The 26,171-nt window shown below is 59.0% G+C and carries 23 protein-coding genes; 17 read left to right on the top strand and 6 right to left on the bottom strand.

Features of this window, described 5'->3' with window-relative positions; genetic code table 11:
• Positions 1–51: 51 nt before the first annotated feature.
• Positions 52–780 carry a GntR family transcriptional regulator gene (locus tag ABIE63_RS05490; protein ID WP_183414956.1) on the bottom strand — a complete coding sequence of 243 codons (729 nt, stop codon included), beginning with the start codon at positions 778–780 and terminating at the stop codon, positions 52–54.
• 3 nt (positions 781–783) lie between these two features.
• Positions 784–3,786 carry an FAD-linked oxidase C-terminal domain-containing protein gene (locus ABIE63_RS05485; RefSeq protein WP_354503468.1) on the bottom strand — a complete coding sequence of 1,001 codons (3,003 nt, stop codon included), beginning with the start codon at positions 3,784–3,786 and terminating at the stop codon, positions 784–786.
• Between the two features lie 511 nt (positions 3,787–4,297).
• Here ABIE63_RS05485 and ABIE63_RS05480 point away from each other — a divergent pair.
• From ABIE63_RS05480 to ABIE63_RS05425, 12 genes are all read left to right on the top strand, one after another.
• The gene (locus ABIE63_RS05480) at positions 4,298–4,960 is read left to right on the top strand and encodes a hypothetical protein (protein WP_354503706.1); all 663 of its coding nucleotides are present in this window, start codon (positions 4,298–4,300) and stop codon (positions 4,958–4,960) included.
• Entirely contained in the window at positions 4,858–5,139 is a 282-nt protein-coding gene (locus tag ABIE63_RS05475; RefSeq protein WP_183414954.1) for a tetratricopeptide repeat protein, read from the top strand. The genes ABIE63_RS05480 and ABIE63_RS05475 overlap by 103 nt, the downstream gene beginning before the upstream one ends.
• 212 nt (positions 5,140–5,351) lie before the next feature.
• On the top strand, positions 5,352–6,560 hold the full coding sequence (locus ABIE63_RS05470) for an aminotransferase class V-fold PLP-dependent enzyme (RefSeq protein WP_354503467.1): 1,209 nt from the start codon (positions 5,352–5,354) through the stop codon (positions 6,558–6,560).
• A gap of 106 nt (positions 6,561–6,666) precedes the next feature.
• Positions 6,667–7,653: a TRAP transporter substrate-binding protein gene (locus ABIE63_RS05465; RefSeq protein WP_322091203.1), complete on the top strand. Its 987-nt coding sequence runs from the start codon at positions 6,667–6,669 to the stop codon at positions 7,651–7,653.
• A gap of 152 nt (positions 7,654–7,805) precedes the next feature.
• Positions 7,806–8,354 (top strand): TRAP transporter small permease, encoded by a 549-nt coding sequence (locus ABIE63_RS05460; RefSeq protein ID WP_183414952.1) that lies wholly within the window; start codon positions 7,806–7,808, stop codon positions 8,352–8,354.
• A complete protein-coding gene (locus ABIE63_RS05455) occupies positions 8,351–9,634 on the top strand; it encodes a TRAP transporter large permease (protein WP_183414951.1) in 1,284 nt (427 codons plus the stop codon). The genes ABIE63_RS05460 and ABIE63_RS05455 overlap by 4 nt, the downstream gene beginning before the upstream one ends.
• Before the next feature lie 28 nt (positions 9,635–9,662).
• Entirely contained in the window at positions 9,663–10,442 is a 780-nt protein-coding gene (locus ABIE63_RS05450) for an enoyl-CoA hydratase-related protein (RefSeq protein WP_354503463.1), read from the top strand.
• Positions 10,443–10,445: 3 nt separating this feature from the next.
• On the top strand, positions 10,446–11,669 hold the full coding sequence (locus ABIE63_RS05445; RefSeq protein WP_354503462.1) for a CaiB/BaiF CoA-transferase family protein: 1,224 nt from the start codon (positions 10,446–10,448) through the stop codon (positions 11,667–11,669).
• A 225-nt stretch (positions 11,670–11,894) separates the two neighbouring features.
• On the top strand, positions 11,895–12,755 hold the full coding sequence (locus ABIE63_RS05440; RefSeq protein ID WP_354503460.1) for a xanthine dehydrogenase family protein subunit M: 861 nt from the start codon (positions 11,895–11,897) through the stop codon (positions 12,753–12,755).
• Positions 12,755–13,231, top strand: coding sequence for a (2Fe-2S)-binding protein (locus ABIE63_RS05435; protein WP_183414947.1), 477 nt, complete (start codon positions 12,755–12,757; stop codon positions 13,229–13,231). Before ABIE63_RS05440 ends, ABIE63_RS05435 begins: the two co-directional genes overlap by 1 nt.
• 3 nt (positions 13,232–13,234) lie before the next feature.
• Positions 13,235–15,478 (top strand): xanthine dehydrogenase family protein molybdopterin-binding subunit, encoded by a 2,244-nt coding sequence (locus ABIE63_RS05430; RefSeq protein WP_354503458.1) that lies wholly within the window; start codon positions 13,235–13,237, stop codon positions 15,476–15,478.
• Between the two features lie 39 nt (positions 15,479–15,517).
• On the top strand, positions 15,518–15,763 hold the full coding sequence (locus ABIE63_RS05425; RefSeq protein WP_183414945.1) for a MoaD/ThiS family protein: 246 nt from the start codon (positions 15,518–15,520) through the stop codon (positions 15,761–15,763).
• Positions 15,764–15,776: 13 nt separating this feature from the next.
• On the opposite strand, the gene ABIE63_RS05420 is transcribed toward ABIE63_RS05425, so the two are convergent.
• Positions 15,777–16,280 carry a GreA/GreB family elongation factor gene (locus tag ABIE63_RS05420; protein ID WP_183414944.1) on the bottom strand — a complete coding sequence of 168 codons (504 nt, stop codon included), beginning with the start codon at positions 16,278–16,280 and terminating at the stop codon, positions 15,777–15,779.
• Positions 16,281–16,412: 132 nt separating this feature from the next.
• Here ABIE63_RS05420 and ABIE63_RS05415 point away from each other — a divergent pair, with 132 nt between their 5' ends.
• The 4 genes from ABIE63_RS05415 to ABIE63_RS05400 all read left to right on the top strand — a co-directional run bounded on the left by ABIE63_RS05415 (position 16,413) and on the right by ABIE63_RS05400 (position 21,058).
• Positions 16,413–17,849, top strand: a complete 1,437-nt coding sequence (locus ABIE63_RS05415) for an amidase family protein (protein WP_354503455.1) — start codon at positions 16,413–16,415, stop codon at positions 17,847–17,849.
• Positions 17,850–18,036: 187 nt separating this feature from the next.
• On the top strand, positions 18,037–18,570 hold the full coding sequence (locus ABIE63_RS05410) for a peroxiredoxin (RefSeq protein ID WP_354503454.1): 534 nt from the start codon (positions 18,037–18,039) through the stop codon (positions 18,568–18,570).
• 132 nt (positions 18,571–18,702) lie between these two features.
• Positions 18,703–19,392 carry a monofunctional biosynthetic peptidoglycan transglycosylase gene (mtgA, locus tag ABIE63_RS05405; protein ID WP_183414941.1) on the top strand — a complete coding sequence of 230 codons (690 nt, stop codon included), beginning with the start codon at positions 18,703–18,705 and terminating at the stop codon, positions 19,390–19,392.
• A 145-nt stretch (positions 19,393–19,537) separates the two neighbouring features.
• Positions 19,538–21,058: a PLP-dependent aminotransferase family protein gene (locus ABIE63_RS05400; protein WP_354503452.1), complete on the top strand. Its 1,521-nt coding sequence runs from the start codon at positions 19,538–19,540 to the stop codon at positions 21,056–21,058.
• Positions 21,059–21,474: 416 nt separating this feature from the next.
• Here ABIE63_RS05400 and ABIE63_RS05395 read toward each other — a convergent pair whose 3' ends face one another.
• Positions 21,475–21,876, bottom strand: coding sequence for a GFA family protein (locus ABIE63_RS05395; protein WP_354503450.1), 402 nt, complete (start codon positions 21,874–21,876; stop codon positions 21,475–21,477).
• A gap of 166 nt (positions 21,877–22,042) precedes the next feature.
• On the opposite strand from ABIE63_RS05395, the gene ABIE63_RS05390 reads away from it, so the two are divergent.
• Positions 22,043–23,257, top strand: coding sequence for an aromatic ring-hydroxylating dioxygenase subunit alpha (locus ABIE63_RS05390; protein WP_354503448.1), 1,215 nt, complete (start codon positions 22,043–22,045; stop codon positions 23,255–23,257).
• A gap of 22 nt (positions 23,258–23,279) precedes the next feature.
• Here the strand turns inward: ABIE63_RS05390 and ABIE63_RS05385 are convergent, their stop codons facing one another.
• Together ABIE63_RS05385 and ABIE63_RS05380 are read right to left on the bottom strand one after the other, a co-directional pair.
• A complete protein-coding gene (locus ABIE63_RS05385; RefSeq protein WP_354503446.1) occupies positions 23,280–24,065 on the bottom strand; it encodes a methyltransferase domain-containing protein in 786 nt (261 codons plus the stop codon).
• A gap of 33 nt (positions 24,066–24,098) precedes the next feature.
• Positions 24,099–26,150, bottom strand: coding sequence for an FAD-dependent oxidoreductase (locus ABIE63_RS05380; RefSeq protein ID WP_354503444.1), 2,052 nt, complete (start codon positions 26,148–26,150; stop codon positions 24,099–24,101).
• Positions 26,151–26,171: the final 21 nt, after the last annotated feature.

The following is a 26,171-nucleotide window of genomic DNA, read 5'->3' as shown; positions in this document are numbered from 1 at the left end:
GAGTAATGGCGAAGCGCAAAACACATGACGGTGTTATTGCGCTTGATCCATCTATCGCCCGCTCGCACCCGTTGGGCCACCTTGCCCGGATTCAGCGAGAAGAGCCTCCTTGACCGTTTCGCATTTGTTTTGCAGGTGCTGCTTTAAGATGCGACCTAAGCGTTCCGCGTCGCGTGCGGTCAGGGCTTTGAGAATCTCTTCGTGCTCTTCGACCGCGTGTTTCCAGCGACCCGCAGACATGTTTGCCTGGTAGCGCGCCCGTCTGACGCGACCCGCCAGGCTGCGGTGCTGATCCAGAAGCGTCGCATTCCCGGCAACCGCCATGATTTTCTCGTGTATGGCTTGATTGAGTCGGAAATACTCGGGCAGCTCGCTGCGCTGATAGTGCAACACCATTTGATAGTGCAGCGCCCTGACCTCGGCGAGGTCTTCTTCGGTGACGTGTTTGCAAGCCAGTTCGCCTGCCAAACCTTCCAATGCGCCCAAAACCGGAAACACCTCTTCCAGATCCTCGAGTGTCAGACAGGGCACGACCGCACCACGATGAGGTGTCAGTTCCAGCAAGCCTTCAGACGCCAGGACCTTCATCGCCTCGCGCAAAGGTGTTCGGGAAACCGCAAAGCGCTCGCAAAGAACGCGCTCGGGAACACGGCTTCCCGGCGTTAGATCACCTTCGATCACCATCGACCGTAAGCGTTGGACAAGTTCGTCATGCAGCGACTGACGGCTTATCGGCGCCGAACGATCGGTCTCAACTGTTTCAGAAGCATTGTCGTTCACAGATCAGGCTCCCCCTGGTTGATCTTTGTCGAGGGCCGCAGCAAGGACCCTGGCGACATGGAGTGCCGCCCGCCCCGCACCGTCCGCAATCTGATGGCGACAGGAGGTGCCGTCCGCCACAATCCACTCGTCATCACCCGCTTGCCGCACTTTAGGAAGCAGCGCCGACTCAGCCATCGCCATGGATATAGCATAGGTTTCGGCTTGATACCCGAATGCCCCGGCCATGCCGCAACAAGACGAGGGAATCAAACGCACGTCTGAACCCGGAATCCGCCCAAGAACGCGCTGGACCGGCCCCATGACATTGAAGGCCTTCTGGTGGCAGTGCCCATGCAGCCACAGGCGTTGCGCGGGCAGCGCATGGAGAGGTAGCTTGAGATGGCCTGCATCCATTTCCCGATCCAGAAACTCCTCGAACAGCAACGCCTGCTCTCCGAGCTTGCGGCTGTCATCGCCGGGCAGCATGGCCTGCAGTTCATCGCGCAGCGTGAACAAGCAGGAAGGCTCCAGCCCAATGATGGGAACGTCGCGATCGACATAAGGCTTAAAGGTCGCCACCAGTCGGCGTGCCTCGGTACGCGCCTCATCAACGAGACCTGCTGCCAGAAATGTTCGTCCGCAGCACAAAGGGCGTTTACCGCCCTCGACGGCATCGGCGGGGCGCAGAAGATGCACCCGGTATCCACCTGCGGTGAGCACTCGCAAAGCAGCTTTCAGGTTCTCAGGCTCGAAGGCACGGTTGAAGGTATCCGCGAAAAGAACGACTTCACGTCCCCCGTCTGGACCAAAGGTTTCCCCATCCTGATTGAAGGAGTCCCGGCGCCACTTCGGTAAACGTCGATGCGCCGACAAGCCCAGCAACCGCTCGCTCAACGCAGCCAAGCCCGGCAGGCGGTCGCGTAAGTTGAGAAATGGTCCGAAATGCCGGGCCCAAGGGGCGTATCGCGGCAGATAGGCAACGAGCCTGTCGCGCAGGCTCAAGCGATGAGTCTTGCTGCGTTGATATTGCACTTCAATCTTCATGCGGGCCATATCGACGCCGGTGGGACATTCGCGCTTACAGCCCTTGCAGGAGACGCAAAGATCGAGTGCTTCCCTCATGGCGTCGCTTGTCAACGCGCCGGTGCCCAACTGGCCCGAGATCGCAAGGCGCAAGCTGTTTGCCCTGCCCCTGGTCAAATGCTGTTCGTCTCTCGTGACACGATAGGAAGGACACATAACGCCTGCATCCAGCTTGCGGCAGGCGCCGTTGTTGTTGCACATCTCCACAGCGCCGGCGAAACCGCCCCAACCCGACCAATCCAAAGCGGTTTCCAAGGGCTCGGTCTTGTAGCCCGGCTTATACCGAAAGAGGCTTCGGTCATCCATCTTCGGCGGATCGACAATCTTGCCGGGATTCATCCGACCGTCCGGGTCGAACAGATTTTTGACCTCCTTGAAGGACTCCACCATGCGCGCGCCGAACATCGGCTGGTGAAACTCGGAGCGTACAAGGCCATCGCCGTGCTCGCCCGAGTGCGAGCCTTTGTACTCTCGAACCAACGCGAAGGCCTCCTCCGCGATGGCACGCATCTTACCGACCTCGATTTCGCTTTTCATGTTCAAGACCGGCCGAACATGAAGGCATCCGACGGAGGCATGGGCGTACCAGGTTCCCTTGGTGCCATGCTGCGCAAAAACCTCGTCCAGACGGGCCGTGTAGTCGGCCAAGTCTTCCAGCGCCACTGCGCAATCTTCGATGAAGGACACTGGTTTGCCGTCGCCTTTCATCGACATCATGATGTTGAGGCCTTGTTTGCGGACCTCCCAGATCGATTGCTGGAACTCGGGCTCCAGCGCCTCTACGACACCGCCTCGGAAGCCAAGGTCTCCCATCAACTCACCCAAGGCGGCCAGCCGGCGCAGATTTTCCTCGTGATCGTCTCCGGCAAACTCGACCAGCAGAATTGCCTCGGGCCGCCCTCGCACGAAACGGTCCACCACCGGCCTGAACAAAGGAATCTCACGACCCAGTTCGATCATGGTGCGATCAACCAGCTCCACCGCGCTCGGCCCCAGTTTGACGATGTGCTGCGGTGCGCTCATGGCCTGGTAGAACGAGGGGAAATGGCAAACTCCCAGAACTTTCTTGGTCGGTAACCTCGCCAGTTTCACATCAATGGCGCTGGAAAAGGCCAGCGTGCCCTCCGACCCGACGAGCAAGTGTGCGAGATTGGGCCGCGCGTGTTCCGGCGTGAGGGCATCGATATTGTATCCTCCGACCCGGCGCATGAGCTTTGGAAACCGCGCGTCGATCTCCGCGGCTTCTCGATCGCCCAGAGACAGCAAACGGATGATCAGCTCGCGGACTTGCGATGGTTCATTCCGGCCATATTTAATCTGGTCGCGCCCCACCTCCTCGAAGCGCGCCGGCGTTCCGTCCGCCAGGATGGCGTCGATAGCCGCCACGTTGTCGCGCATTGTTCCGTAACGCAGCGATCTCGACCCACAGGAATTGTTCCCGGACATGCCGCCGATAGTGGCCCGGCTGCTTGTGGAAACGTCGACGGGAAAGAACAACCCTTCGGGCTTCAAGAAGGCGTTCAGACTATCCAGCACAATTCCGGGCTGAACACGCGCCGTTGCGGAACCGGGGTCGAAGTCGATGACGTTGTTCAGGTATTTGGAGACATCCAGAACCAAGGCTTCGCCGACCGTCTGACCACACTGCGAGGAGCCGCCGCCCCGCGGCAGCAGTGGCAGCCCTTCTTCACGGGCAATTTCGATTACCGCAGCAACGTCAGCGATCGTCTTCGGAACGACGACTCCCACAGGCTCAATCTGATAGACCGAGGCGTCGGTCGAATAACGGCCCCGACTGAAGGCATCGAAATGGACCTCGCCCTCGATGGCGCGGCCAATCCGGGCTGCTATTCGCGGATCGCCCTTGGCCCCTGCTTGGCGCGCTGATTTTCCGGCGGCACCTTCGGTGTCAGACCTTCCGGCAGTGGACCTAATGGTCATGGGCAGTGAACTCCCGTTAATCAGATCACGCTGATACCATTTTGTATGCAAAATGACAATTCCCGGGAATGCCATTGACAGCGCATCCCTAACGCTTTGATTTATCTTTGGTAATTGTTGCTGTGCAAGAGGTCATGGGAATTCCGCGGCAGCGTTTTGTATGCAAAGTGAAATCGCAAGGATGGTCTCAGTCGAAAAATCAACCCGGAGGCAGGGCCGACTTTACGCTCAGTGGCCTCAAAAATCTCCTGCGAAAAGATCTCGTCATCCACTTCCCTACCGAAATGGGTACTGACTTCTGAACTCAAGACATCGCCGTGACAAGGGCCTGTCACCTTGGCAAGATTGGCGTTCGTCGCGCAAAACGAAAAAAGGGTTTGGTCTATGCTGGGGGGGTCGTCGAGTCATTATCCACGCTGGCTTTCATAAAAGTGGCACTACTTTCCTCCAATCGACTCTGTTCGCCGATCGAGGCGTTCTTCAAGAACGCGGTATTGATTATTTCCCCTTCATGACCAGCCATAGTTGGCCAATCTATCTACGTTTCGCCGATCACCCCTTGGGGCACCATCTTAGCCTCCGGCACAAGCTTGGATCGAAGGATCACCTGAATCTGGTTCAAGATCTGGTCGAACAATCTCTGCGGCGATTTCTCGCAAACGGCTCGACGAACACCAAGATAATATCTGGCGAGAGCATAAGTGACCTGAGCGAGGCCGCGCTGGAGAGACTGCGAGATTTCCTATTGGAATTCTGCGACGACGTCACCGTTGTGATTTACTGCAGAAACTACTTCGAGTACCTGGACAGCGTCGTTCAAGAGCACATCAAAAACGGCGCTTCCATGGAGGAGGCAAGAAGCGCCCTCTTATCAGGCATGAACCCTCATTCCGACATTTGCATGCCAGGGTATTTTCCAAACTACCGTATTAAGATCGAAAAGTTCGATAACGTATTTGGAGAACCCAACACAGTTGCGCGCGCCTTCCATCCGGAGGCTTTCCACGACGGCGATCTCCTGAGCGACTTCTGCGCGGCCATTGACTTTGAAGGGATTGCATCAACCCTGAATTGTCTGGAAACCGGCCGCAACGCCTCGCAGAGGATCTTCTTGCGCAATCCGACGTTGATCCGGTCGCTTGGCGACAGCTGGGGATCAGCCTTGGCGGGCTGAACCAAATTGAGCAGGCCCGGAAAGCGCTGGCGCGCGCCATCGAGCTCGCACCAAAAGATCCGCAGAATCACTTCCAGTTAGGCAACCTATTGCTCAAAGTAGGGCGCTTTGCCGACGCCGAGCAGGCTATTCGAGCAGCGCTCTCCTTGTCCCCCGGCGATGACCGGTCCAATGAGTAAAGTCGACTGGACCCGACGACTCTAAAGCGTATTCCGCACGATAATTTTTGTATGCAATATATTTTCGGTTCAACAGCCAGTTGGTAATTGGTCTCCTTAGGCTTTGAAATTTACCGACTTTCTGACGTATTCAGGAAAATTCAAAATCCTTGTCGCCCTCCATATTGTATGCATAATTCATTTTCTGCTTTTGCTCTAATCAGAGGGTCGGCATGACGCTGCATACTGGACGCCACTTCCTTCAGATTCCCGGCCCAACGAACGTACCAGATCGAATTCTGCGCGCCATAGACCGACCCACGATCGACCATCGCGGACCGGAGTTTCAGGAACTGGGCGCCAGCGTACTCGCCGGCATCCGGCGTATTTTCCAGACAGAGTCTCCCGTCATCATCTATCCGGCTTCCGGCACCGGGGCCTGGGAGGCAGCGCTCGTAAACTGCCTGTCGTCAGGGGACCGGCTCTTGATGGCCGAAACCGGGCATTTTGCCAGTCTGTGGCATAAGATGGCCCAGCGCCTCGGACTGAAGGTGGAGTTCATTCCCGGGGATTGGCGCCGCGGCGTTGACCCGGCCGCCGTCGCCGAGCGCCTTGCCAAAGACAAGGCCCATACGATCAAGGCCGTGTGCTGTGTCCACAACGAAACCTCGACGGGTGTCACCTCGCGCGTCGCCGAGGTGCGTAAGGCGATGGATGCTGAACGGCACCCGGCATTGCTCATGGTGGACACAATCTCATCCCTCGGATCCATCGAGTATCGGCATGATGCCTGGGGTGTCGATGTGACGGTCGGCGGCTCGCAGAAAGGTTTGATGCTGCCGCCGGGTTTGAGCTTCAACGCGATCAGCAAGAAAGCCTTGGCTGCCGCCGAGAAAGGCGGCATGGCGCGGTCCTTCTGGGATTGGTCCGATATGTTGGGCCCGAATGAGAAGGGCTTCTTTCCCTACACGCCGGCCACAAACTTGCTTTATGGTTTGCAGGAAGCGATCGCCATGCTCGAAGAGGAGGGGTTGGAGAACGTCTTTGCCAGACACGCCCGCCACGGTGAGGCGACTCGTCAGGCCGTACAGTCCTGGGGGCTTGAAGTTCTTTGCCAGGACGAACGCGAATACTCGGATGCACTGACAGCTGTCGTGCTCCCCGACGGACACGATGCCGATGCCTTTAGAGCGGCCGTTCTGGAAGCCTTCGACATGTCCTTGGGAAGCGGCCTGGGAAAACTCCAGGGCCGCGTGTTCCGGATCGGCCATCTGGGTTCTTTCAACGACCTGATGCTGATGGGAACATTGGCGGGTGTTGAGATGGGATTATCTCTCGCGGGCGTCCCGCACCAAAGAGGTGGAGCTCAGAGGGCTATGGATTATCTGGCTTCCACCTCCGGCAACAGCGCTGCAGAACCGAAATTGCGGGTAAAGGCCTGAAGGAGGCCCGAGGGGAACCCAAGAGTTTATACGAGACCCAAAAGAGCGTGACGCTAAACGCCTAAGATCGATTGCAACGGCCAATTTCAACGGGAGGAAAGAACCAATGTCTATTCGAAAACTGGCACTAGCGATGGGGTTTGCGGCTGCAGCCGCCTTCGCCACAGTCTCCGCCGAAGCGCAAACCGAACTCACCTTCGGTCATGTAGGAGAGCCCGGCTCGCTCTTTGAAGCTTCGGCCAACCACTTCGCCGAGGTTGCCAACGCCAAGCTCGCGGGAACGGGATACAGCGTTGCAACCTACGGATCGAGTCAGCTCGGCAAGGACAGCGAGTTGCTGAGCAAACTGAAGCTCGGCACGGTGGATTTCGCTCTGCCATCGAGCGTGATGTCGTCTGTGGCTCCAGAGTTCGGCGTTTTCGAGATGCCCTATCTGGTAAAGGATCGCGAACACATGAAACGGATCGAGGCCGAAGTATTTTGGCCGCAGATCGCTCCTGCGGCCGAAGCGCAGGGTTTCAAGGTCTTGGCAATCTGGGAGAACGGATTCCGTCACATCACCAACAATGTTCGCCCGATAACGGTCCCCGACGACTTGAAGGGTATCAAGCTGCGGACGCCCAAGGGCGAATGGCGCGTCAAGATGTTCCAGTCCTACGGCGCAAACCCAACACCGATGGCTTTCTCCGAGGTTTTCGTGGCGCTGCAGACCGGGGTCATCGACGGACAGGAAAACCCCTTCGCACAGATTACCAGCGCGAAATTCCAGGAAGTGCAGAAGTACCTGTCCCTGACCGGCCACGTCTACACACCTGCTTACATCACCGTGGGGATGAACAAATTCTCGTCCCTGCCTGAGAATGTGCAGGCACTGCTGAGTGAAGCCGCTAAGGAAACCCAAGCCTTCGTCTACGAGACGGCGGCAAATCTGGAAGTCGAGCTTCTGCAAGTCCTCAAGGACGGTGGCATGGCGGTCAACGATGCGGACAAGGACGCCTTCGTGAAAGCCAGCGCCGGGATTTATGAAGAGTTCGCAACTCAGGTGCCCGGCGGCAAAGAGATGGTCGATAAGGCCCTGTCTCTGGCCAACTGAACCGCGGCTTGATCTCTGGCGGCAATCCTTGGAGCCCCGGTCGGTCTGTCCCTTCCGGCCAGGGCTCCAAGGGCAACCGCAACGACCACTGTCATGGGGGTCGACGATTTCTGCGCTTTCCCAGGCACTCCAGTAAGGGTCCATAAACATTCATGGCTAAGCCTCTGTCGTCCTTCTCACGCTGGCTCGAACGCCTGCTTGTCGGCATCTCTCTTCTGTTGATGGTCGGCCTGACCGCACTGGTCATTATCGCCGTGGTTTACAGAAAGCTCGGCGCATCCCTGTCCTGGTATGACGAAGTGGCTTCGATCATGCTGGCATGGCTCACGTACTACGGGGCAGCCCTTGCAGCTTTGAAGCGCGCGCACATCGGGTTTGATGGCTTCCTGCTTTCCTTACCGCCGCGCATTCGCATGAGCGCGGCTGTGCTGGCCGAAGTCTTCGTTATCGGGTTTTTCCTGATCATGACCTGGACCGGCTGGCAAGTCGTCCAAGTCCTGCAGGGCTCGTCCCTGATCAGCCTGACCTGGGTCTCGCAGCAAATCACTCAATCGGTCATTCCCATAGGTGGAGCGCTTTTCATCCTGACCGAGCTCGTTAGCCTTCCGGCGTATCTGCGAAACTTGATGGACGGCGGCGATAGGATCGATCCGACCGCCCCTAACGTGACGCCCTGCAAGCCAGCGGGGGACTTCCTATGACCCTCCTCCTCATGCTTCTGGGGCTCGTTGCCCTCATCCTGATCAACGTACCGATCGCCGTCGCCCTTGGGGTTGTTGCCGTGGTGGCCATGGTGACGACTCAAGGCCTTTGGATACTGCCGAACGTCGCACTGGTGATGTTCGACGGCGCGACAAACTTTCCGCTGCTCGCCATTCCGATGTTCATCCTGGCAGGCGCGATCATGAACTCAACCGGCCTATCGCGCCGGATTATCGCCTTTGCCTCGGCGTTGTTAGGCTTTGTGCGCGGCGGCCTGGCGATGGTCAACGTGGGGGTTTCGCTCTTCTTTGCGGAGATCTCCGGATCTGCCGTGGCGGATGTCGCGGCCATCGGCTCGATCCTCATCCCGGCGATGCGCAAACGCGGTTACCCCAAAGCTTTCTCGGCCGCACTGACCTCTTCATCGGCCAGCCTCGCCATCATCATTCCACCGTCAATCCCGATGATCCTTTATGCTGTCATGGCGGATAGTTCCGTGGTGCAGCTGTTCGTGGCCGGCATCGTCCCCGGCCTGCTGGGCGGCCTTGGTATGATGGTCATGATCTACTATCTCGCCAAACGTCATAACTGGCCGGTTGAAGAGACCTTCCAGGTGTCCCGTGTCTGGGAGACGTTCAAAGAGGCCTCCTGGGCTTTGCTACTGCCCCTCATTATCCTGGGGTCGATTTTCGGCGGTGTCGTCACGGCGACCGAAGGCGGCGGCTTTGCCGTTCTGGCAGCCATCCTGATCGGCGGCCTGATCTACCGGGAGGTCGATTGGCGGTTCCTGAAGGAAGCCATGGTCGAGGGGGCGATGCAGACTGCGGTGGTCATGCTGCTGGTGGCGGCGTCCGCCCTGGTCGGCGTTTATCTGACCGAGCAGAAACTGCCGCAGCAGTTGGCCAACGGCATTCTGTCTTTCACCGAGAACAAGTACATGATCCTGGCGTTGCTCAACGTCTTCTTCCTGATCATCGGTTTGTTCCTGCATTCGGCGGCCGCCATTATCCTGGTCGTGCCCGTGGTTTTGCCCCTGATCAAAGCCGTGGGTATCGACCCCGTGCACTTTGGCTTGGTCGTTACGCTGAACCTGGCTATCGGCCAACAGACGCCGCCGGTCGCCAGCGTTCTAATCACGGCCTGCTCCATCGCCAAGGCGAATGTCTGGGAAGTCAGCAAAGCCAATGTGCACTTTATCGGCATCTTGCTGTTCGTGTTGCTGATCGTGACCTACGTACCCTGGATACCCATGGCGCTGGTCGAGTACTTCTATCGTTGAGCGGGCGCTGAGAAAGGAAACATAAGCGATGAGCGATGCCATTTTGGTTGAGCGAAAGGGCAACGTGGCGACGGTTACTTTGAATCGCCCGCACAAGCTCAACGCCCTGACCAAACCCCTGTGGCAACGTCTTGGCGATTTATTGATCGAACTGGGCGCAGATGAATCACTTCGCTGTATTGTCCTGCGCGGCGCAGGCGGCAAGGCCTTTTCTCCGGGCAACGACATCAGCGAGTTCGAAACGGATCGGAGCAATCCCGAGCAGGCAAAGGCTTATGGTAAGCTCATGCACAGGACCCTCCAAGCCCTCCGTGACTGCCCGGTACCCACACTGGCGCTCATCGAGGGTATCTGCGTGGGTGGCGGCATGGAGATTGCCGGACTTTGTGATTTGCGCATCTGCGGACGCTCTAGCCGCTTCGGCGCGCCGATCAATCGATTGGGTCTCGTCATGGCCTATCCCGAAATCGAGAGTCTGCGCGACCTTGTGGGCGAGAAGCGGGCGCTTGAGATTCTTCTGGAAGGCCGAATTTTCGGCGCCGAGGAAGCGCAAGATATGGGCATCGTAACCCGCGTGGTCGACGATGATGCGGTAGAATCCGAGGCCTATGCCACCGCTGAAAGAATAGCGGACGGCGCGCCGCTGGTGGCAAGATGGCATAAGAAATTCCTCAAACGCCTGCGAAGCGCGGCGCCGCTGAGCGAGGCTGAGTTCGATGAGGGTTTTGCCTGCTACGGAACCGAGGATTTCGGCATCGGCTATCGGGCGTTCCTGGCCAAGGAAAAACCGGACTTCAAAGGACGCTGATCTATGTCTGGCAAGGCAAAGAACCAAGCGCGCAAGGGGCCGCTGAGCGGCCTTCGCGTGATCGAAATGGCACACATCATGGCTGGCCCGGTTTGCGGCATGATGCTGGCCGACATGGGCGCAGATGTAATCAAGGTCGAAAAGGTTCCCGGCGGCGACGATACCCGACGCATGGTGCCGCCCAAACAGGGCGGTGAGTCGGCGGCTTACATGATGATGAATCGCAACAAGCGTGCGATCGCCGTAGATCTCAAGCAGCCCGAGGGCGTTACACTTTTACGCCGCCTCATCGATGGCGCGGACATCGTCATTGAGAACTACCGAAAAGGGACCATGGAGAAACTGGGCCTGGGTTATGACACTTTGGCCGCGACAAATCCCGGGATCATCTATTGCTCGCTGTCGGGCTTCGGCCGCAGCGGTCCCTTCGCCGACAAGGGCGGTTTCGACTTGATAGCCCAGGGCATGAGCGGCCTCATGTCGATCACCGGCGAGGGGCAAGGACGGCCGCCGGTCAAAGTCGGCGCACCGGTCAGTGACATCACCGCTGGAATCCTAGCCGCGATGGGCGTGCTGGCGGCACTTGCTGAACGCGGACGTAGCGGCAAGGGCCAGATTGTCGATACCTCGCTTTTCGAGGCCGGTATCACCCATACCTATTGGCAGTCCGCGATTTGCTTTGCGACCGGTCAATCTCCTGGCCCAATGGGTTCGGCACATCCGCTCAACGCGCCCTATCAGGCGCTTAGAACGGCCGACGGCTATATCAACGTAGGCGCCGCCAACCAGGCGAATTGGGAGCGCCTTCTGAAAGCTATAGACGCCGAGCCACTCTCGAGCGACCCACGCTTTCTCGACAACGCCAGCCGCATGGCCAACCTGAATACGCTTGTCGAGGAGTTAGAATCGGTGTTCGTCCAGCACCCCACCAACTACTGGATGGAGCGGTTGAATTCAGCAGGCGTTCCTGCCGGTCCGGTTCTATCGGTTGGCGAAATGCACACACATCCCCAGACCATCGCGCGCGACATGGTGGTGGAGTTGCGCCACCCCTCGGCAGGCAGCGTCCGCAGCCTCGGGTTGCCGGTAAAATTCTCGCGCACGCCGGGTGCCGTCGATTCAGCGGCGCCACTGTACGGCCAGCACAATGCCGAAGTTCTGAAGGAGCTTGGCTTGGACGATCGAGCGATCGCCGAGCTCGCCGGCAAAGGCGTTCTTGCCTCCTGACCACGCACGAAGATCGCTGAACGCTTGCTCGACAATGGTCGCGCCTGCTAGCCTCCGGCGCGCGACATTGCCATGCCCATAAAAAGGCGCGACAAATCGGTTGCGCGGCTTGCATCGCCAGGGCTACCACCCCTAACCTGAGTGGAAAAAGATCCGATGCCCCGGGGGGTTGTTCGAGGCGGTTATTTGGGTTCGTTTTAGGTCAGTTCCTTGAGGGATTCTAACATGCGATATGAAGCGCCAAGTTCGATTGAGGGAGCCGTCAAACTCTTGGCGGCCGAAGCGGGTATGGCCCGTGTATTGGCTGGGGGTACCGATCTTCTGGTGCAACTCCGGTCAGGACGCTTCGAACCCGACCTCATCGTCGATCTGAAGCGCATCGACGGAATGCACGACATTCGCGAGGAAAATGGTGGCTACCGGATCGGTGCGGCGGTCAGCGGCGCAGAGTTGAATGAGCACGCAGGCCTGATTGCGCTCTGGCCGGGTGTCGTGGAGGCCGCAGGCCTGATCGGCTCGACCCAGGTTCAGGGGCGCGCCACCATGTCCGGCAACCTTTGCAATGCCTCGCCAGCTGCCGACAGCGTTCCCGCGCTGATTGCCGCTGGCGCCCTTGCGCGGATCGCAGGGCCCGAGGGTGAACGCGATGTTCCTGTGGAAGAGGTGCCCACCGGGCCCGGTAAGACATCGCTGAAGAAGGGCGAGTTTGTGACATCGCTGTTCTTGCCTGGCCGTCCCCCGCATTCAGGCGATGCCTACTTGAGGTTCATTCCACGCACGGAGATGGATATCGCCGTTGTGGGTTCAGGCGTCAGCCTTTCGTTGGATGATGACGGGCGGGTCGCATCTGCGCGTGTTGCGTTGGGCGCGGTCGCCGCACAGGTCTTGTTGGTCGAGGAAGCCGCAGCGGCCATCATTGGCACGAGCCTGGAAGCGGCCGCGTTGGAAAAGCTTGCGAAAGCGGCCTCTGCAGCCTGTAGGCCAATTGATGACAAGCGCGGCACCAAAGAATTCCGGATCAAAGTCGCGGGCGTTCTGACGCGCCGCGCCGCACTGATAGCTTACGAACGCGCGAGGGCAAAGTAATGAAGCAGATGACTGTCTCTACAACAATCAATGGCGACGTGGTGGAGTTTCTCTGCGAGCCGGACGAGACCTTGCTCGATGTTCTGCGCAACCGCCTCAACCTGACCGGCAGCAAAGAAGGCTGTGGCACCGGCGACTGCGGCGCCTGCAGCGTGACGCTGGACGGACGTCTGGTTTGTTCGTGCTTGGTCTTGGGAGCGGAGGTGAACGGGCGCGAGATCGGCACCATCGAGGGTGTCGCCGACGGCGATACCCTGCATCCGCTGCAGAGCAAATTCCTGGAGCATGCTGCCTTGCAATGCGGCATCTGTACGCCGGGCATCCTTGTTGCGGCGAAGTCATTGCTGGAACGCAATCCGGACCCCACGGAGACCGAGGTCCGTTACTGGCTTGCCGGCAACCTTTGCCGCTGCACCGGTTATGACAAGATTATCCGTGCGGTTCTCGACACCGCCGCCGAGATGAGGGGAGCCTGAGCCATGCCCTTGGACAACAATAATCGCGTATTCAAATCTGTCGGCACCAGCCCGCTGCGGCCCGACGGCCTGGACAAGGTCACAGGACGCGCCCGATTCGGCGCCGATGCCACGGCCTCCGGCATGCTTTGGGGCCGGATCGTCCGCAGCCCCCATGCCCATGCCCGCATCCGCTCGATCGATACCAGCAAGGCCGAGGCGTTGCCGGGCGTAAAGGCTGTGGTGACCCGGGCCGACTTTGCGACCGGCCTGGACGGCGACATCGGCGATATCCTGGAAAATGTCATGGCCGGCGAGAAAGCGCTCTATCAGGGCCATGCCGTCGCTGCCGTTGCAGCCACCAGTCCATCGATTGCGCGTAAGGCGGCGAAGCTCATCGTGGTGGATTACGAGGTTCTGCCGCATGTCACCGACGTGGACGAGGCTATGAAGCCGGACGCGCCGGTCTTGAACGAAAAGATTTTCACCGAGGGGCTGGCGAAGAAGCCGACGAAACCTTCCAACGTGGTCAAGCGGATCGAGATCGGCCATGGGGACGTGGAAAAAGGCTTCGCCGCCGCCGATGTGATCATCGAACACAGCTTCCGCACCGAAGCAACACACCAGGGCTACATTGAACCGCACGCCTGTCTGGCAAGCGCCGGACCGGACGGCCAGGGCGAACTGTGGTGCTGCACTCAGGGTCATTTCATGGTGCGCGACACCTGTGCCCAACTGCTGGGCATGGATGTCTCCAAGCTGCGCGTCACTGCCTCTGAGATTGGCGGCGGCTTCGGCGGCAAGACCACGGTTTTCATCGAACCGACGGCCTTGGCGCTATCGCGCAAGGCAAACCGCCCCGTGAAGATCGTGATGCCCCGCGAGGAGGTTTTTGTGGCCTCCGGCCCCACCGCTTCAAGCAGTATCGACATCAAGATTGGCGCCACTAAGGATGGGCGCATTACCGCCGCCGATGCGGTTTTGCGGTATCAGGGCGGCGCTTTCCCCGGCTCCCCGGTGGAGATGGGGGCCATGACAGCTTTTGCCTGTTATGAACTGGAGCATGTTCGCTGCATTGGCTTTGAGGTTGTAACCAATCGGCCAAAAGCGGCCGCCTACCGTGCGCCAGGCGCGCCAATGTCAGCCTTCGCGGTTGAAAGCGTCATCGCCGAATTGGCCGAAAAACTGAATATCGACCCGATCGAGCTGCGTTTGAAGAACGCGGTGAAGGAGGGTAGCCGGTCTTCTTACGGGCCGGTCTTTGGGCCAATCGGTCTGATCGAAACGCTGGAGGCCGCGAAAGCGCATCCGCACTATTCCGCACCTTTGGGACCGAACCAGGGCCGCGGCGTGGCCAGCGGCTTTTGGTTCAACTTCGGTGGTCAGACCTGCACCAGCTTGAACGTCAACATCGACGGCACGGTGACGCTGTCGGTCGGCACGCCCGACATCGGCGGGTCACGGGCCTCGATGTGCCTTATGGCGGCCGAGGAATTGGGTATTCCTTATGAGAGTGTTCGCACGATCATCGCCGACACCTCGTCGCTTGGTTACAACGATGTGACGGACGGCAGCCGCGTGACTTTCGCCAGCGGGCTTGCCACCATTGCCGCAGCACGCAACGCCATCAAGGTGCTCTGTGAAAGGGCGGCAAAGATGTGGGGCATTCCCGCCGACGCCGTCATCTGGGAAGAGGGTTATGCCAAGCCCGCCGGCGCGAATGCGGGTGAGTTCGAGCCGTTATCCCTGGCGGATATCGCCAGGGTTGCCGGGAACACTGGCGGCCCAATCGCCGGGCACCATGAGGTTAACATCGAGACTGCAGGACCCAGCTTCGCCACGCACATCGTCGACGCCGAGGTCGATCCGGAAACCGGACGCACCCAGATCACACGCTACACCGTGGTTCAGGATGCTGGAAAGGCCGTTCACCGCGCCTACGTGGAGGGCCAGTTCCAGGGCGGCGCCGTACAGGGTATCGGCTGGGTTCTGAACGAATGCTACATCTACGGCGAGGACGGCGTGCTTCAAAACGCAGGGTTCCTGGATTATCGCATCCCGGTGGCCTCGGACCTGCCCATGATAGATACCGTGATCGTGGAAGTGCCGAACCCCGGCCATCCTTACGGCGTCCGTGGGGTCGGCGAAACGAGTATTGTGCCGCCGTTGGCTGCGGTTGCGAATGCCGTCTCCGCAGCAGCGGGCGTGCGTCTGACGGAGTTACCAATGTCGCCGCCTCGCATCCTGGTAGCCTTGGAGGAGCGGTAAGCGCGCGGTTGGACCAGCGACGCAAAAGGACCGGTTGAGATGATCAAGGTGGTGCTGCAGGGAAGTCTGAAAGCAGCCGCGGGCGGGCGCAGCGAATTCGCGCTTGAGGCCACCAATATCCGTCAGTTGCTCGATCGCCTGGGAGAAGCCGATCCGGCCTTACTGCCCGTTTTGGAGCGCGGCGTCGCGGTTTCCATAGACGGGCAGCTTTACCGGGACGCCTGGTATCAGGCAATCCCGCCGGACAGTGAAGTTTTCTTGTTCGGCAAAATGGCAGGCGGATAGCCGCCACACCCCGCTAATCGGCAGGATAGACGAACGACAGAACCTCCAGTTCAACATCCCCGCTGGGCTTCTTCCAGATCACAAGATCACCGGCGCCAGCGCCTAACAGCGCCTGGGCGAGAGGAGACACATAGGAAATAAGGCCGGCTTCCGGATCGGCTTCGTCCTCGCCGACGATGCGATAGGCATGCTCTTGGCCCTGGTCGTCGGCAACGGTCACCAATGCACCAAAAGCAATCTCATCATCCGTTTGGTCCGCATGATCGATTCTGATGGCACGTTTGATTCTCTCTTCGAGGTAATGCAGGCGGCGCTCGGTTGTGGCCAGCAGTATTTGGCTATCGATCTCATCTTTGCGAGCGCGCAATGCGGCCAGTTCGTCCGCCGCCTGATCAAGAGCAGCCTGCAGCTTGCGCAGCCCGGATGCCGTCACGTAATTCGGATGAGGGCTTTGCGGTAGATCGGGGAGTTGCTCACCCTGCGATCCATCGTCTTCCTTCACGAATGCCCGACTCATCTGCCTGTCCTTTCTTCTACCGGTAAGAGTCTCGCGCCTTTTGGGGGTCGGTGACAAGGGCATCGCTTGCGGCAAACCCTCGGAGTTATCTATGGTTGGGAATAAAACTCTGGCTGGAGCCTACGCCAAATCATGTCGGACCTTTGCGACCTCACCGCCCTTGAGCTGCAAACGAGCATTGCCAAGAAGGCGATCTCACCTGTCGATTTATGGAACGCCTGCGTAGCAAGGATCAAGACCACCAACACCGCACTCAACGCCGTTGTTACGCTCGACGAGGACGCTGGCCGCAAGGCTGCCAAGGAGGCGGAAGCAAAGGTGGTGCGCGGCGATCCTCTGGGCCCTCTCCACGGCCTCCCGATTGGCATAAAGGACCTGAACGAAACCAAAGGCCTGCGCACGACTTGGGGTTCCGAGCTGTTCGCTGACCATATTCCGGTCCGCGACGATACGCTCGTCACAAGCATCCGTGCGAACGGTGGGATTATCGCGATAAAAACCAATACTCCGGAGTTTGGCGCAGGTGCAAACACCTGGAATCGCGTGTTCGGTGCGACCGGCAATCCCTTCAACACCTCCTTGACTTGCGGCGGCTCTTCGGGCGGCTCGGCCGTGGCTCTCGCTGCATCGATGGTGCCCTTGGCGAGCGGATCAGACCTGGCTGGTTCCCTGCGCACGCCTGCCGCATTTTGCGGCGTGGTCGGCATGCGGCCGACGCCGGGTTTGGTTCCGACCACAGATAGCGTGCTTGCATTTTCACCCTTGGCGGTCGAGGGGCCGATGGCGCGCAACGTCCGGGATTTGCACCTTTTCCTCCAAGCGATTGCCGGCAACAACCATCTCGATCCCTTCAGCCGCCCTGCCGACAGTGGAGCCGGAATCGCAGAACTGAAGCCTGCGAACCTGCGCGGGCTTAAGGTTCGATTCAGCGCGGATCTCGGTTTTGCCCCGGTCTCCAACAATGTCCGAGCCTTGTTCGGAACCAGGATCGCGGCATTGGAGGGGTGTTTCGCGAGCCTGGAGGAGCGCGACCCTCCCATGCAGGGAGCCGACGAGACATTTCAGGTATTGCGTGCCGTTCGATTCATTGCCGCTCACCTGGATCGCGTTCGGAACCATGCCGCCAAGGTGGGGCCGAATGTGACTTCGAATGTCGAACTGGGGCTGACCTTTGACGCCGAGCAGATTGCACGGGCGGAAGCGGCGCATAGCGATCACTACCGGCGCTTCATTCGCTTCATGGACGATTGTGACCTGTTGATTACCCCTGTCGCCGCCGTTCAGCCCTTCGACAAGACCCAGAACGCGCCGACAGAGATCGATGGTCAGGCCTTGCAGAACTACGTGTCATGGCTTGGATTGGCCTTCGGTATAACCATGACCGCTCACCCGGTGATATCCCTGCCCTGCGGCCATGACTCCCAAGGCCTTCCCTTCGGATTGCAGTTGGTTGGGAAGCGACATGGTGACCAACGCCTGCTGGAAATCGCCCTGGCGCTTGAAGACGTTCTGGCAAGCAGTATTGAAACCCGGCGTCCTCTCGTCGATTTTGCTGGGCTCGCCGGATAGCCGGGAACCCTGGCGTTCCAGTCCCCTAACAACGATTCTTTGACGCAGCGCAACTTTCCTGCTGCGATTCTCCAAAATTTGAAATCATTTTCTGTTGAAATTCAATCTTGAAACCATTACTTCATAATTATTCTAATTCGCATGCTGCACTGCATCGACTGTCTGATATAGCAAGGAGAAGACGCACATGATTGGCCGCACCGTTCCCCAGGTAACCTTCAAGACCCGTGTCCGCGACGAGTCTATCGAAGGCCCGAACCCCTACCGCTGGCAGGACGTAACCAGCGACGATTACTTCAAAGGCAAGCGCGTCGTGATTTTCTCGCTGCCTGGCGCCTTCACGCCGACCTGCTCGACCTACCAGCTTCCCAACTTCGAAAAGCTGGCCGAGACCTTCAAGGAGAAGGGGGTTGAGGATATTTATTGTATCTCTGTCAACGATGCCTTCGTGATGAACGCGTGGGGTAAGCAGCAGGGATTGACGAACGTGAAGCTGATTCCCGACGGCTCGGGCGAGTTCACCCGCAAGATGGGGATGTTGGTTTGCAAGGACAACTTGGGCTTCGGCATGCGCTCCTGGCGTTATGCGGCCATTGTTAACGACGGCAAGATCGAATCCTGGTACGAAGAGCCCGGCTTCTCCGACAACTGTGAGACCGATCCGTACGGCGAGTCCTCACCGGAGAATCTGCTGGAGAATCTCGAAAAGCTCGCAGCCTGATCTCAGGGTGTAACGAGGCAACGGTTTTGTTTTGAGCGCCGATCCGCGAGAACCGCGGGTCGGCGTTCTTTCTTTAGCGCGCGCGCCTGCCTATGCTTGCCCAATGACGGCTATAGGCGATAACTCCGAACCATGAAGCGACTCTTCAAACGCTCCGCACGATTCCTGCTTCGTGGCGCCCTTCTTTGTTTCGTCGTCTCGCTGCTCTGGGTAGGGCTCTATCGCATTGTCGATCCGCCCGGCACACCCTTGATGGTGATCCGCTGGGTCGAGGGCCATCCGCCCCATCGTGACAGGGTAGCGCTTAGCCAGATATCACCACACCTGGTGCGGGCCGTGATCGGCGCAGAAGACAGCCGATTTTGTCTGCACAGCGGATTCGATTGGCAGGCGATAGAACGGGCCTGGGATAACAATCAATCCGGCGGGCGCCTGAAGGGTGCTAGCACGCTTACGATGCAGACCGCCAAGAACCTGTACCTTTGGCCCGGCCGAAGCTGGTTGCGCAAGGGACTTGAGGCTTACTTCACACTCCTGGTCGAAGCGGCCTGGAGCAAATCCCGTATCCTAGAGTTGTACCTGAACAACGCGGAATGGGGGCCGGGAATTTATGGCGCTGAGGCGGCGGCGCGCCATCACTTTTCCCGTAGCGCCGCCGACCTGAGCCGCCAGCAGGCAGCCCAACTCGCCGCGGTCCTGCCGTCGCCGCTCAACTGGTCGGCCAGCAACCCCAGCAAGAACGTGCTCAATCGCGCCGCGACCTACCGACAGCGGATGGCCATTGTCGAGCGGGACCGGTTGGACGCTTGCTTGCACGATTGAGCCGTCAACCAAAGGCTTCAATCAACCCTGTAAAATTGGTTACAAGGCCTCACTCTATGTATTATAAGTTGTGGGTCCAATTTAATGGTGCCCATTGATCGGCCCTACTTGAGTGAATGACCGCGGCAGGAATGAGAAGCATAGAATGAGTGGAGCATGGATTTGGATTGAGGACCTGCGCGATGCCCTTCGCCATGACGAAGAACTGCCGCACTACCAAATCCTTAGCAACAGTCTGCGTGACCTTATTTTACAAGGCAATCTCGCACCTGGAACGAAGCTGCCGCCCACCCGCAATCTCGCCGACGATCTGCAATGTTCACGAAATACGGTGATTGGCGCTTTCCAACTCCTCATAGAGGCCGGATTCATTGAAAGCCGTGTTGGGTCTGGCACCTATGTGTCCAAGGTTTTGCCGACGTCCGTGTTGAAGATGCGGCGAGATCAAGCTCCGAAGCATTCGCAGCGCAAGCGTTTCCTTTCCGACCGAGGACAGCGTTTATCTCGCTTCACGCCGCCGTTCAAAGGCCCGCGCAAACCTGCATTCATCCCGGGTTTGGCGGATGGCTCCCTTTTCCCTTTCGATGTCTGGGCACGTCTTGTGATGAGCACACAGCAGGAACTCGGCGGTGCGCTCCTAGAGAGTACAAGCCCAAGCGGATACTGGCCGCTTCGCGAGGCCATCGCAGACCACCTCCATAAGACCCAAGGCATTCGACGCTTGCCTCAGCAGATCATAATGACCGGCCTGTCCGTTCAGGCCGTCGATCTCATAGCCCGTATGCTTGCAGATCCCGGCGACAGCATCTGGGTTGAGGACCCTGGGCCACGGCATCTGCGAGAGCCGCTGCTGGCCGCGGATATGGTCATGGTCCCGGTGCCGGTTGACGATGAAGGTTTGATGGTCGAGCACGGCATAGGGTTGGCGCCAGATGCCCGCCTCGCGGTGGTAAACCCTTCCAGTCACTTTCCGCTTGGCGTCAATCTTTCATTGAGCCGGAAGCTCAAGCTTTTGGGCTGGGCCGCCGAGACCGGCGCTTGGATCATCGAGGACGGAATACCTGAAGTGCGCGGGTCGGGCCACCAACCGGACGATTCTCTGCTGCGTCTGGATACTAGGAGTCGGGGTGGCTACGACCGGGTCCTGCGCATCGGGAGTTTCTCGAGGACCTGCCTGCCGGATATAAAAATGGGCTACGTCGTTGTACCGGAGGATCTCGTAGACTCTTTCGAGCGCGCGCGCGCCGGGGCTGACTACTCGATATCGACACTGATTCAGCCGGCGTTCTCGCGCTTCCTCGATCAAGGCCATTTCACAGCACACCTCCGGCGCGTGCGGACTCATCTCGCCGAACGACATACGGCGATGGTTGAGGGGTTGGGGCAGCACCTCGACGACCTGCTCGAGCCGGTACCCAGTCAGCCCGGTAGCGAGATTTGCTGTTACCTGACAAATGGGGTTGCCGCCAAAGTCAGCGATGGCGACATCGAAAAAGCCTGCGCTTCCGCCGGAATTACCGTGACCGCGGTTTCCAAACACTACCTGGAAGCACGTAGAAAGCAGGGATTGGTTCTTGGATACACAGCGGTACCGGCAGAAAAAATCACAACATACCTTAAGGAACTTGAACAGGTGATCCGAAAGCTGATCGCGACGAGAGCGTAAAAAAAGCCCCGGCCGAGAAGCCAGGGCTTGAACGTCGAGCATACATCAGGATCGTTGACCGATCTTCTCACGAGATATGCCACCTGACCCCCCAAGGCCCAACCTACCAATGTATGGATTACGGCGACTTTTTTGTTTTGCCCAAACATCGGAAATTGGCACGGCATTCTCAGTTTTTAATTCCGTCTTGATCGTCCCCCGTGTGCCGTCTCGTTGTCTCGTCGGTTAGTACTATGCATATATTTTGGTTCTAATCAATACGTTTTTTGTAGTTGTAAAATAGAACCATTGTGTTTGGCTTTTCACTGTCCGGATGAGTCGCATTTGGCCCCGCAATACAATCCCGGCCAGGGCCTGTTTGATTGTGAGGTCGCCCGGATTTAGCGGAGTTCCAAATTTTCAGGTCTGTCTCTCGGCTATTCGTCATGCGGCGGTGGGCCAGGGTACCGCGGCAAGTCGTCCACTAATGTCAACCACTTCAGTTTCCGCGCCGCAAACCCGTGGGCCGAGGGCGACACCTGCTCCGGATCATCCAAACCGGCAATGGCGATGCCGATCGACCGACCCTCGTCGTCCGACATATAGACCTGCGCGCCGCACCTTGCGCAGAAGTGACGGTGACTTCCTGGCGCTGCGGTGAAGTGCCGTACATTGCCCGAAAGCAGTGTGAACTGCGCAGGCGGAACCTGCAGCCAGGCAACCACTGGCGCACCACTTGCCCGTCGGCAGTAAACACAGTGACAGTAATCCGCGACCCCTCCCGCAGTTTCAATGCTGTAGCGCAGATCGCCGCAAAGGCAGCCTCCCTTGAGCAACATCGATTCAATCCTTCCCATTCCCGAATCAAGCGTCAGTCTATTCCTGTCGTATCATTCGACGACAGACGGAAGTCGGCATTTCACTTGACAAAATCACATAATTTCGCTATACGTTTGTTCAATAAACTTCATTTAATCATAAACCTTACAAACGTTTGAGGGCGCTATGTCATACGATGAGGAGCTTAAGCCGGAAGCGGAAAACGATACGCCGCTGAGGGCCGGGCTACCTGCCTGGACCTATGGCAACGCCGAGCTGCTGGAGCTTGAGTACCAGCGCGTGATCCTGCCATCCTGGCAGATTGCCTGTCACGTTTCCGACGTGGCCGCCCCCGGCAGCTATTTCACCCTGCAGCTAATGCGCGACAGCATTCTGATCGTACGCGATGAGACCGGCGCCTTGCGTGCGTTCCAGAACGTTTGCCGGCACCGCGCCTCCAAACTGCTGGAGGGAGAAGGCCGCTGCAAGAAGAGGATCATCTGCCCTTATCATGGCTGGAACTATCGCCTCGACGGCCGCCTCGCGGCAGTGCCGTCCGAAGCCAGCTTCCCTGGGCTTGTGAAAGAAGATCACGGCTTGCGTCAGGTCGACCTTGAGGTACTGCACGGCTTCATCTTCGTGCGTGTCGCCACCGCCGATGATCCCGAAGGTGGGCCCAGCGTCGCCGACATATGGGGTGACTTCGCCAAACTGCTGGCACCCTACGACATTCCCAGCATGGAACGGCTGGAGGAAAGCTGGGAAGATATTTGGGAGGTCAACTGGAAGGTCGCAATCGACAACAATCTTGAAAACTACCACATTCCAATTGGCCACCCCGGATATCACCGTATGCTGGACAATGACCTATTGGGCGAAGCGAACGCCCACGGTGTGGCTTATTCAATATCGCGGATGAAAGATCGACCCTCATCCAACTGGAGCGAACGCCACTATCAGGCGCTATCAGGCAAAGCCTTGTCACACCTGTCCGGCGAGCGCGCCAAACGTTGGATGTTCTTTTCCATGCCGCCCAATCTCGGAATCGACGTCTACCCGGACTGTGTGGATTTCTTCCAGATCCTTCCGCTCGGCCCGAAGCGTTCGAAAGTCCGGACCTTGGTTTACGGCCACGCCGATAGCCGCCGGGAGATGCGCGCGCTTCGTTACCTGAATGGCCGAATAAACGGTCAGGTCGCCGCTGAGGATTTTCAGCTTTGTCACCGCGTGCAGCAAGGCTTGGGAAGTCACGGATACGAACTCGGCCCCCTGTCGGAATACGAAACCTCGGTTCGGCATTTCCATGACTTGATACATGAAGCCGTTCCTGGTTCCCGATTGCCGGAGCCCCCGGCCCCCGGCGAACTTGTGAAGCTGGACCGCGAGCACTATCAGGACTGAATGGCTGGTTCTCCGTCACTGGCTAGGCAGGTTTCCTAGCGCGCAGGTGATGCGGGCAATGTTCGCCGCTGCGCAGGACTTTCAGCATCGCTTCCCAGGTTCGAATGTTGTGATCGACCGTTTCCCGGCCCGCCGCTTCGCAGGCCGGTCCGTAAAGCTCCCCGGCGATGGCGGATAGCTCGCGCTCCGCCACCGATCGGTACCAGGCATTCCGATTGCTGAGCGCAACCTCGACAAACCCAGCGCTTTCGAGCGCTTTGGCATAGCGCTGCGGAGAGGCCATGCCAAAACTCAAGCCCTCCAGTGCTACGTAGGCTTTCATGTCGTCCGATGGTTCGCCGTCGTGACTGATGAGCCAGTCGCTGGCAACAAACCAACCGCCGGGCTTGAGGACCCGGAAGACGTCGGCAAAAAGGGCCTCCTTGTCTGGTATATGGATCATCGAGTCTTTGCTGAAAACGATATCGAAAGCCGTCTCTTTGAATGGGAGCGGCCCAGGCGCCACCTTGCGCAATGTGATGCGGTCGGCAAGGCCAGCGGCGGCAATGCGTGTCTCTGCGCGTTTGAGAACGCCGGCTTCCACATCGATCCCGACGACAGCCCCCGCCGCATAGCGAGTTACCAACTCCATCGCGATTCCTCCCGAACCGCATCCGATATCCAGCACACGCCGACCAGCAAGAGACAGGCCTTCCAGAATCCGCGAGACCTCCTCGCCACCGCCCGGAGAGAGGTAACCTTCGCCCCAAACCACCTCCAGGAAATCGATCAGGCTATCGCTGTACTCTTCCTCATGCTGACCACTCATGGTTTTCTCCCTTTGATCCGATTTCCACCCGTTTCATGGGGCGGCTAGCTCACGTCTTGCGGCATCCCTGGGTTTGGATGCATCGAGTTCCCGGGCGAACCTATGCCCCGCATGCACCGCATGGGCGATCAGCGCCGGCGCCAGACAATCACCGACCCGCTGCAGCAACCTGATCCCCGAATCCCGCAACGCCGCCGGGTTCTGGATAAGCTGCCGGTAGAGTGAATCCTCCGGGCTGCGTGCCGTTACCGTCACAAGCCCGACAGCGGCCAATACTTCTCGACGATCGGAGAAGAGACAAGACACCTCCGCACCCGCGCCATCGAAGGACACAACGGCGCTGCTGGTGCGAAGGGTCACGCCTAGCGATAACAAACGCGCGTTGGTCCGATCCAGCTCCTCGGTGAAATAGGCCCAGGCGGCAGCCGTCCCACCCGTTGTCACAAGCGTTACCGCCCGCCCTCCAAGAGCGAGCTTCTCGGCCAACACCGCCGCCATGTAATAGCGGTCATCGTCATAGATGACGACAGGACCGGGTGGCAGGTCGGGGACCTCAGGTGACATCAGATCGTCCGGCGTCAAAACGGCCGCCGAGTCGAACCCAGGCTGCGGCGCACGGTGCAGTCGGCCGATGCCGTCACGTCGCCACGCCGCCCCCGTGGCGAGTGCCACCACCGGCGCGCCAAATCCAAGCACATCCGCCGCACTCATGCGGCTCGCCGGATAGACTTGCAGATTCGGCAGCCCCTTCATCAGTTCCAAACGATGATCGCGTACCCGTCCCCAGGCCGCGAGGCCCGGCAAGCGGCTTTCACGGGTAACCCGCCCGCCAAGGGTGTCGGAAGCTTCGGCCAAGGTCACCTCGTAACCGCGACGCGCCAAGGCGACGGCGGCCTCCAGCCCGGCGGGCCCCGCCCCGACGACCAGTACGGAATCCTTAGAGCCGGCGGGTTCAATCTGTTCGGGGTGCCAGCCACTTCGCCACTCTTCACCCATCGTCGGATTCTGCGTGCACCGGATGGGGTTGCCGCGCGAGTTCGAGGCATAACAGATGTTGCAGCCAATACACTCGCGAATCTCCTCTGACCGACCCTCCTCGATCTTGCGCGGCAAGAAAGGGTCGGCGATCGAGGGGCGCGCCGCGCCGATGAAATCCAGGACGCCGCGTTTTACCATGCCGACCATGGTGTCCGGTGAGGTGAAGCGACCCACGCCGACCACAGGCTTGCCGAGCAGCTGACGCAGGCCCGCCAAGTATGATTCTTGCGCACCTTCCTCGACGAACCGGGAGCTACCCATCTCCAGCGTGTAGTCGTCCACCACCAGATCCCAGATATCCGCTAGTGGTCCAAGGATCGACAGCATCTCGCGCAGCTCTTCGGTCGGGGCGCCTTTTCCTCCCAGATTCGCCGCCGTAAAGCGCACCGCCAAGGCACGGTCCGGGCCGATGGCCTCACGAGTTTCAATGAGCAGTTCACGGAGGATGCGCACGCGGTTCTCCAGGGAGCCGCCGTACTCATCCGTTCTTTGATTGCTCACCGGCGAAAGAAAGTGATCAAGCAAGTAGGCGTGGGTCGCATAGACGTAAACAAGATCGAATCCAGCCTCGACGGCGCGTTTGGCGGCGTCGCTGTGCCAGCGCCGCAGAGCGCGTATATCCTCCTTGTAAAGAACCCGGCTCTGCACCGGATCGGTACGGGAAGGCAGACTCATGATATCGATAGGCGGCTCGCGGCTAGCGAGATTCGCCACATAGTTTCCGCCATGCCACAGCTCTACGCCGGCCAGCGCTCCTTGATCATGAACAGCCTCGGTCATCCGCGCATTGGCCCGCACATCGCCCGCATCCCAAAGACTGGCGTAAGGGTAGGGCGTGTCGTCCGATGAGGGATGGATGGAGCAGTATTCGGTATTCACCACGGCCCAGCCGCCCGCGGCCTTCATGGCCCGTATAGCCGCCAATGCTTGAGGCCAAGCTCTGCCCATACCTGAACAGTGTGGCACTTGGTAGAAGCGATTGCGCGCCGTCAAGGGCCCGATCCGAACCGGCTCAAAAAGCACATCGTAACGAGGGTCGCGGGTCATGGTGTTCCTGACTTAAGACTT

Origin of the sequence: Limibacillus sp. MBR-115 (assembly GCF_040549425.1) — a bacterium.
Lineage (GTDB): Bacteria > Pseudomonadota > Alphaproteobacteria > Kiloniellales > CECT-8803 > Limibacillus > Limibacillus halophilus.
This window is presented reverse-complemented; position numbering and strand designations above follow the sequence as displayed.